This is a genomic window from Actinocorallia lasiicapitis, from assembly GCF_054778695.1.
In genome coordinates this window covers 1-7,298 of record NZ_BAAGZI010000306.1, presented here as the reverse complement: position 1 = coordinate 7,298, position 7,298 = coordinate 1, and the positions used below count along the sequence as shown (strand labels likewise).

The 7,298-nt window shown below is 68.6% G+C and carries 7 protein-coding genes; 1 reads left to right on the top strand and 6 read right to left on the bottom strand.

All coding sequences use genetic code 11. The features are described 5' to 3' along the window. The 6 genes from ACYVE7_RS25675 to ACYVE7_RS25650 all read right to left on the bottom strand — a co-directional run. Positions 1 to 1,443: S9 family peptidase (locus ACYVE7_RS25675; protein ID WP_460367987.1), on the bottom strand; the 1,443-nt coding region annotated here is incomplete at its 3' end. A gap of 84 nt (positions 1,444 to 1,527) precedes the next feature. After that, entirely contained in the window at positions 1,528 to 2,403 is an 876-nt protein-coding gene (locus tag ACYVE7_RS25670) for a transporter substrate-binding domain-containing protein (RefSeq protein ID WP_460367985.1), read from the bottom strand. Next, positions 2,404 to 3,375: an amino acid ABC transporter permease gene (locus ACYVE7_RS25665; protein ID WP_460367983.1), complete on the bottom strand. Its 972-nt coding sequence runs from the start codon at positions 3,373 to 3,375 to the stop codon at positions 2,404 to 2,406. Beyond that, positions 3,372 to 4,073 carry an amino acid ABC transporter permease gene (locus ACYVE7_RS25660; protein WP_460367982.1) on the bottom strand — a complete coding sequence of 234 codons (702 nt, stop codon included), beginning with the start codon at positions 4,071 to 4,073 and terminating at the stop codon, positions 3,372 to 3,374. The genes ACYVE7_RS25665 and ACYVE7_RS25660 overlap by 4 nt, the downstream gene beginning before the upstream one ends. A 63-nt stretch (positions 4,074 to 4,136) precedes the next feature. Next, entirely contained in the window at positions 4,137 to 5,006 is an 870-nt protein-coding gene (locus ACYVE7_RS25655; RefSeq protein ID WP_460367981.1) for a glutamate ABC transporter substrate-binding protein, read from the bottom strand. Between the two features lie 17 nt (positions 5,007 to 5,023). After that, positions 5,024 to 5,773, bottom strand: a complete 750-nt coding sequence (locus ACYVE7_RS25650) for an amino acid ABC transporter ATP-binding protein (protein ID WP_460367979.1) — start codon at positions 5,771 to 5,773, stop codon at positions 5,024 to 5,026. Between the two features lie 103 nt (positions 5,774 to 5,876). Here ACYVE7_RS25650 and miaB point away from each other — a divergent pair. Continuing rightward, positions 5,877 to 7,298: tRNA (N6-isopentenyl adenosine(37)-C2)-methylthiotransferase MiaB (gene miaB / locus ACYVE7_RS25645; RefSeq protein ID WP_460367977.1), on the top strand; the 1,422-nt coding region annotated here is incomplete at its 3' end.

The following is a 7,298-nucleotide window of genomic DNA, read 5'->3' as shown; positions in this document are numbered from 1 at the left end:
GGTGGCGTCCTCGACGTCGACGACGCCCCACTGGCGGCGCAGCCGCTCCCGGTAGGCCCGTCCGTACCCGGACGAACCGCCGAAGTCGACGTCGATGACGCCGATCCCGCGGCTGGTGAAGTAGGCCCGCTCCAGATTGAGGGCGCCGCTGGTCCGCCCGGTGGGCCCGCCGTGGACGAACACCACGTACGGCGGCAGTTCGCCGTCCGGCGCGGTGTGCTCGGGGTTGCGCGGCTCGAACACGTAGGCGTGCACCGGCCGTCCGAAATGGCCTTCGAAGGTCTCGGCGACCGGCACCGGCAGGTGGTTCTCGTCGGGCAGCCGGTCGAGTTCGCGCCGCAGCACCTGGACGCCCGAAGGCGACACCTTCACCACCGACGGCGGCAGGGTCGGCGACGAGGCGATCCCGACCACGGTCGCGCCGTCGGCCGACAGGCTCATCTGCCAGTCGGTGTAGGGCAGGTCGAGCTCTTCCAGCTCGAGGGTCTCGGGGTCGTAGAAACTCATCCGCCGGTCGCCCTGGCCGTGCGTGACGGCCAGCCGCCCGTCGCCCAGCAGCGCGAACGGCATCCCGCCGAGCTCCCACAGCGGCTCGGCGAACTCCTCCTCGGCCGGGTAGAGCGCCTGCGGCGACTCCCCGTACAGGCCGACCTGGTAGATGTTCCAGAACCCCGGCCAGTCGGACACCACGTACAGGCTCTTGTCGTCACGCCACACCGGCGCCAGCACCGACTCCGACATACCGCCCTTGACGGTGCGCGGCGACACGACCTTGTCGGCGTCGATCACGCCGACGCGCAGCTCGGTGCCGTCCCAGGGCATCCGCGGGTGGTTCCACTGCACCCAGGCCAGGTAGCCGCCGCCCGGCGAAGGCGTGGGGGAGGCGTAGAAGTCGGAGCCGGTGACCAGCTCGCCGATCGCCCCCGGATCGTTGGCCGCACGCCCGTCCAGGGGGACCGCGACGATCGCCCGCCGCACACCGGGCTGCCCGGTGACGGTTCCGTCGTCGCCGACCGCCGCCGCCACATGTCCCTCGCACACGCACCACACTTCTGTCTCGTCCGGCGAGAGCACCAGATCGGCGTAGCGCAGCCCGGCGGCCATGGCCGGTTCGGGGGTCAGTGGACGCGGCTTGGCGTCGCCAGGGGACAGCAGGTGCAGCCGCTGGTCCTCGTAGTTGGCGAAGACGAGCCCGCGCGCGGTCGCCAGATAGGCCTTGCCGCCGTACTCGTGCACACGGGTCCGCGCGTTCCAGGGGGCCGGCAGCAGTTCGTGACCGTTGAACATGACCGTGGTGCGGCCGCCCTCCTCCGGCCTGGTCTCCTGCCACCACACGTCATCGCCCTTGACGGTCGGGAAACTCAGGCGGACGCGGCTGCGGGCGACGTCGGCTGCGGAGATCGGGGAGGACCAGGAACCGTAGGGGGTAACGCGTGCGGTCATACAACGAATCGTCCCGCACCGGGCGGGTGATTGAGGTCAAGTCTGCGCAGTTGAGCCCGGAAAGATACGAGCGGGACGGTGAGATCAGTAACGTTCGAGCGCGGGTGCCGTGAACAGGCCGTCGAAGGTTCCGAAGTTCCCGGAAACCGCACGTTGCCAGCTACCGTCGGTGACCATCGCGGCGAGTGCGTCGTTGATCGCGGACCGTCCGGGGGAGTCGTCCTTGCGGAGCGCGACACCGTACTTCGCGGTGCCGAGCCCGGAGTCGACGATCGTGAACCTGCCGCCGTCGGGGGCGGCGAGCCCGGCGAGGACCGCGGTGTCGGTGGAGACCGCGTCGACGCGTCCCGCGCCGAGCTCTTCGAGGCACTCGGCGTAGCTGTTGAAGATCTTCAGATGGTCGCGGCCCCAGGCGTTGGCGATGTCCTGGGTGCCGCCGAACCTGGCCGCGATCGCCAGCGACGACGCCGACGAAGCGGCCCCGCACACCTTCCGTTTCCTTAGCGAGTCCAGCCCTTTGACGCGCTTTTCGGAACTCCGGATCAGGATGCCCTGGCCGCCGGCGAGATAGGGCCCGGCGAACGAGACCCGCTGCTTGTGCTCGTCGCTGATCGGATAGGCGGCGATCACCACGTCGACCTCGCCGCGGTCCAGTGCCGCGACGGCGCGGTCGGCCGTCGCCCGCCGGAACTCGACCTTGCCCGCCCCGAGCCGCGCCCCGACGTACCGGGCGACCTCGACGTCGAACCCGGTGTACTCCTCGCCCTTGAGCAGGCCGAGCCCGGGCGCGTCCGTCCGGACCCCGACCACGAGCGTCCCGGTGTCCTTCACCTTGTCGACCAGGCCGCGGGGCCCCTCGCTGGAGCAGCCCGCCAGCACGAGGACGGACAGAACGGTCAGGGCGGCGATCGCGCGCATCTCGATGTCCGGTTCCTCGTGCTCGTCGGGGTCTGACGGCAATTATGCGGTAGCGGGCGGTTCCGTAGGGGGCAACCCGGTGGGTCCGACCGCCAGGACCTCTCCGGCGATCTTCGGGTTCCGCCGGGACCTGCGCTCCAGCCAGCCGGCGAACGCGCTGAGCGAGAGGTTGATCGCGATATAGATGATCGAGACGATGATCGCCGCGGGCAGCAGGTTGTGGTAGTTCGCCGGGATCTGCCGGAACCCGCTGTTGAGCAGGTCCTCGAACGCGATGATGAACCCGAGCGCGGTGTCCTTCAGCAGCACCACGAGCTGGCTGACGACCGCGGGCAGCATCGCCCGGACGGCCTGGGGCAGCAGGATCAGCCGCATGACGCCGTTCTTGCGCAGCCCGATCGCGTAGGCCGCCTCGGACTGCCCGCGCGGCACCGCCAGGATCCCGGCCCGGACGATCTCCGCCAGCACGGAGCCGTTGTAGAGCGTCAGCCCGAACACCAGGGCGGCGAACGCGGGCACCGTGACCACGCCGTTGCTGATCTCCACCCCGAACACCGAGAACACGTTCTGCACCAGCACCCGCTGGAGGTTGCCGAGCCCGCCGTCGGCGATGATCGGGCTGATCGCGGGCGGCACGAAGAACAGCAGGAAGATCAGGATCAGCAGCGGGATGGCCCGGAAGAACTCCACGACGGCGCCGGCCACCCACCGGATCACCCGGTGATCGGAGAGCCTGGCCAGGCCGAACACCATGCCGAACGTCAGCGCCATCACCGAGCCGACGGCCGCGGCCTTCAGCGTGTTGGCGAGCCCGGGCAGGATGTAGGTGGTCCAGGTGCTGCCGTAGGTGAAGGGCTTCCACAGCTCCCAGTCGAGCTGCCCCTTGTCCGCGAGCCGGGTGAGCACCAGCGCGCCGACCACGAGGAACACCACCGCGGAGACGACCGTGAGGATCAGATTGCGCCGCCGGGCCGCGGGCCCGGGAGCGTCGAACAGGACCGAGCTCTCGCTCAACGCGCCACCGCCATCCGCTTGGCCAGCCAGCCGAAGAGGAAACCGGTCGGCAGGGTGAGCACCATGTACGCCGCGGCGATCCCGAGGAAGATGGGGATCGAAGCGCCGAAGTCGAAGAACATCTCTTTCATCTTGGCCGTGAGGTCATAGAGGTAGACGACCGCGCCGATGATGCTGGTGTTCTTGATCATCGCGATGAGCACGCTGCCGAGCGGCCCGATCACCGCGCGGAACGCCTGCGGGAGGATCACCATCCGCAGCGACTGGCCGAACGACAGCCCGATCGACCGGGCGGCCTCCGCCTGGCCGAGGGGGACGGTGTTGATCCCCGAGCGCAGCACCTCGGCCACGAACGTCCCGGTGTACACCGAGATCCCCAGGACGCCCCACCAGAAGTAGGTCACCGTCGGGGTGTCGGAGAACCGCAGGCCGAGGTTGTCGTTGATGCCGCTCGCGCAGAGCAGGATCACCAGGGTCAGTGGCGTGTTGCGCAGGGTGTTGATCACGAGGATGGCGACACCGCGCAGCAGCGGCACGGGCGACACGCGCATCCCCACCAGCAGCACGCCGAAGAACAGCGAGAGGACCGCGGCCGCCGCGGAGAGCCTGAGCGTCGCCCAGAACCCGCTGACGATCAGATCGAGGTTGTCGAAGACCGGCGAGAAGTCGAACAGCGAAGTGTTGATCTGTTGGTCCATCCGCACTCATCCATGTGAGGACCGCGCCGCGGCGGGCGCGACGCGGTCCTGTTCCAGCAGATGTCAGGCGCAGCCCTCGACGGGCGGCTGGGTGGTGACGAGCTTCAGTCCGGCACCGGAGAAGTGCTTGTTGAGCAGCGTGCCGGCCTCGCCCGCGCTGTACAGCTTCGCGACCGCCTCGTTGATCTTCTGGCAGGCGGCGATGTCGCCCTTCTTCAGGCCGATGCCGTACTTCTCATCGCTGAACGGGTCGTTGATGACCTTGAAGTCGCCCTTCTGCTGGCTGGCGAAGCCCGCGAGGATCAGGTCGTCGGTGGTGACGGCGTCGAGCGCCTTCGCCTTCAGCTTGGCGACGCAGTCGGAGTAGCTGGTGGCGTCCACGAGGGTCGCGGGGATGTTGAGCTGGCCGTCCGGCGGGCCCTCCACGACGCGCTTGTAGGAGTTGGATCCCGCGGCCCGGCAGAGCTTCTTGCCCTTGAGGTCGGCCGCCTTCTGGATCTTGGTGTCGCCGGTCAGGACCATCGTGTCCTGGTGGGCGACGTAGTACGGGCCGGCGAAGGTGACCTTCGGCTTGCGCGACTCGGTGATCGAGTAGGTGGCCACGACGATGTCGACCTGGCCGCTCTCCAGGAAGGTCTCGCGGTTCGCCGAGACCGTCTCCTTGAACTCGATCCCGCTCTCCGGGACGCCCAGTTCCTTGGCCACGAATCTCGCCACGTCCACGTCGAACCCGGCGAAAGTGCCGTCGGGCTGCTTCAGCCCCAGCGAAGGCTGGTCGTATTTGATCCCTACAACGATCTTCTGATTGGCGGAGATGCGCTCCAGGAGTCCCTTGGACTCGTTCTCTTTCTTCTCACTGTCGCTGCCGCAGGCGGCCAGGCTGAACGACAGTGCTGCGGCCGTAAGAACGGCCAGGACGGACCTTGCTCGCACGATCTGCTCCCGGTGGGCTAATGGGTGAGGATCTTGGAGAGAAAATCGCGGGCCCGCTCGGTGCGGGCGCCGGTGAAGAACTCGTCGGGGGTGTTCTCTTCGACGATCTGGCCGTCGGCCATGAAGACCACGCGACGCGCGGCCTGGCGGGCGAAGCCCATCTCATGGGTGACGACGATCATCGTCATGCCTTCTCTGGCCAGGTCGGTCATGACCGCGAGGACCTCGGAGACCATCTCCGGGTCGAGCGCCGAGGTGGGCTCGTCGAAGAGCATCACCTTCGGTTTCATCGCCAGGGCTCGGGCGATCGCGGCGCGCTGCTGCTGGCCGCCGGAGAGCTGGGCGGGGTACTTGTTCGCCTGGGCGGCGATCCCGACCCGTTCCAGCAGTTCCAGGGCCTGCTTCTCGGCCTCGGCCTTCGGGACCTTGCGGACCTTGATCGGGCCGAGCGTGATGTTCTGCAGGATGGTCTTGTGGGCGAAGAGATTGAAGCTCTGGAAGACCATGCCGACGTCGGCGCGGAGCCGTGCCAGCCCCTTGCCCTCCTGGGGCAGGGGCTCGCCGTCGAGGCGGATGGAGCCGCTGTCGATGGTCTCCAACCGGTTGATCGTCCTGCAGAGCGTCGACTTCCCGCCGCCGGACGGGCCGATCACCACGACCACCTCGCCCGGATCAACGGCGAGGTTGATCTCTTTCAGCACGTGCAGGTCGCCGTAGTGCTTGTTCACGTTCTCAAGCACGACGAGCGGATTGCCGCTGTCCGTCATGCACCAAGACGCTACGTGAACGGTTCCGGCCATGGGAGTCCTGGACGGTCGCGATCTAGTCACGGAACCGTGAGTCACCGCCCCCGGGTAACCTTGGAGGGCCATGACTACTGCCTCTCCGCGCACGTACGAGATCAAGACGTACGGCTGCCAGATGAACGTCCACGACTCCGAGCGCCTCGCCGGCCTGCTGGAGGGCGCTGGATATGTGAAGGCGTCCGGTGCGCCGGACGTCATCGTCTTCAACACCTGCGCGGTGCGGGAGAACGCCGACAACCGGCTCTACGGCAACCTCGGCCACCTCCGCAAGCAGGCCGAGAACGGGCTGCAGATCGCGGTCGGCGGCTGCCTCGCGCAGAAGGACCGCGACACGATCGTCAAACGCGCCCCCTGGGTCGACGTGGTGTTCGGCACCCACAACATCGGCGCGCTGCCGGTGCTGCTGGAGCGCGCCCGCGTCCAGGAGGAGGCGCAGGTGGAGATCGAGGAGTCGCTGTCGGTCTTCCCCTCGACCCTGCCGACCAAGCGGGAGTCCGCCTACGCGGCGTGGGTGTCGATCTCGGTCGGGTGCAACAACACCTGCACGTTCTGCATCGTCCCGGCGCTGCGCGGCAAGGAGAAGGACAGGAGGCCCGGCGACATCCTCGCCGAGGTGGAGGCGCTGGTCGCCGAGGGCGTCTGCGAGGTGACCCTGCTCGGGCAGAACGTCAACGCCTACGGGTCGGAGTTCGGCGACCGGGCGGCGTTCGCGAAGCTGCTGCGGGCCTGCGGCGAGATCGACGGTCTGGAGCGGGTCCGGTTCACCTCGCCGCACCCCAAGGACTTCACCGACGACGTGATCGCGGCGATGGCCGAGACCCCGAACGTCATGCCGTCGCTGCACATGCCGCTCCAGTCCGGCGCGGATCCGGTGCTGAAGGCGATGCGCCGCTCCTACCGGCAGGAACGCTATCTGGGGATCATCGAGCGGGTGCGGGCCGCGATGCCCGACGCCGCGATCACCACCGACATCATCGTCGGCTTCCCCGGCGAGACCGAGGAGGACTTCGAGCAGACCCTGCACGTGGTCCGCGAGGCGCGGTTCTCCTCCGCCTTCACCTTCCAGTACTCCAAGCGGCCCGGCACCCCGGCCGCGACCATGGACGACCAGATCCCCAAGGAGGTCGTCCAGGCGCGGTACGAGCGGCTCGTCGAACTGCAGGAGCAGATCTCCTGGGACGAGAACTCCAAGCAGGTCGGGCGCACTCTCGAACTGCTCGTCGCCGAGGGCGAGGGCTCCAAGGACGCCGCGACCAAGCGGCTGTCCGGGCGGGCACCCGACAACCGTCTCGTGCACTTCAACCGGCCCGCGGAGCCGGTCAGGCCGGGCGACATGGTGACCGTCGAGGTCACCTACGCCGCGCCGCACCATCTGCTCGCGGACGGTCCCGTCCTCGGCGTGCGGCGCACCCGGTCGGGCGACGCCTGGGAGTCCCGCCAGGCCGCCCCGGCGTCCTCGGGCGGCGCGGTCGCGCTGGGGATGCCT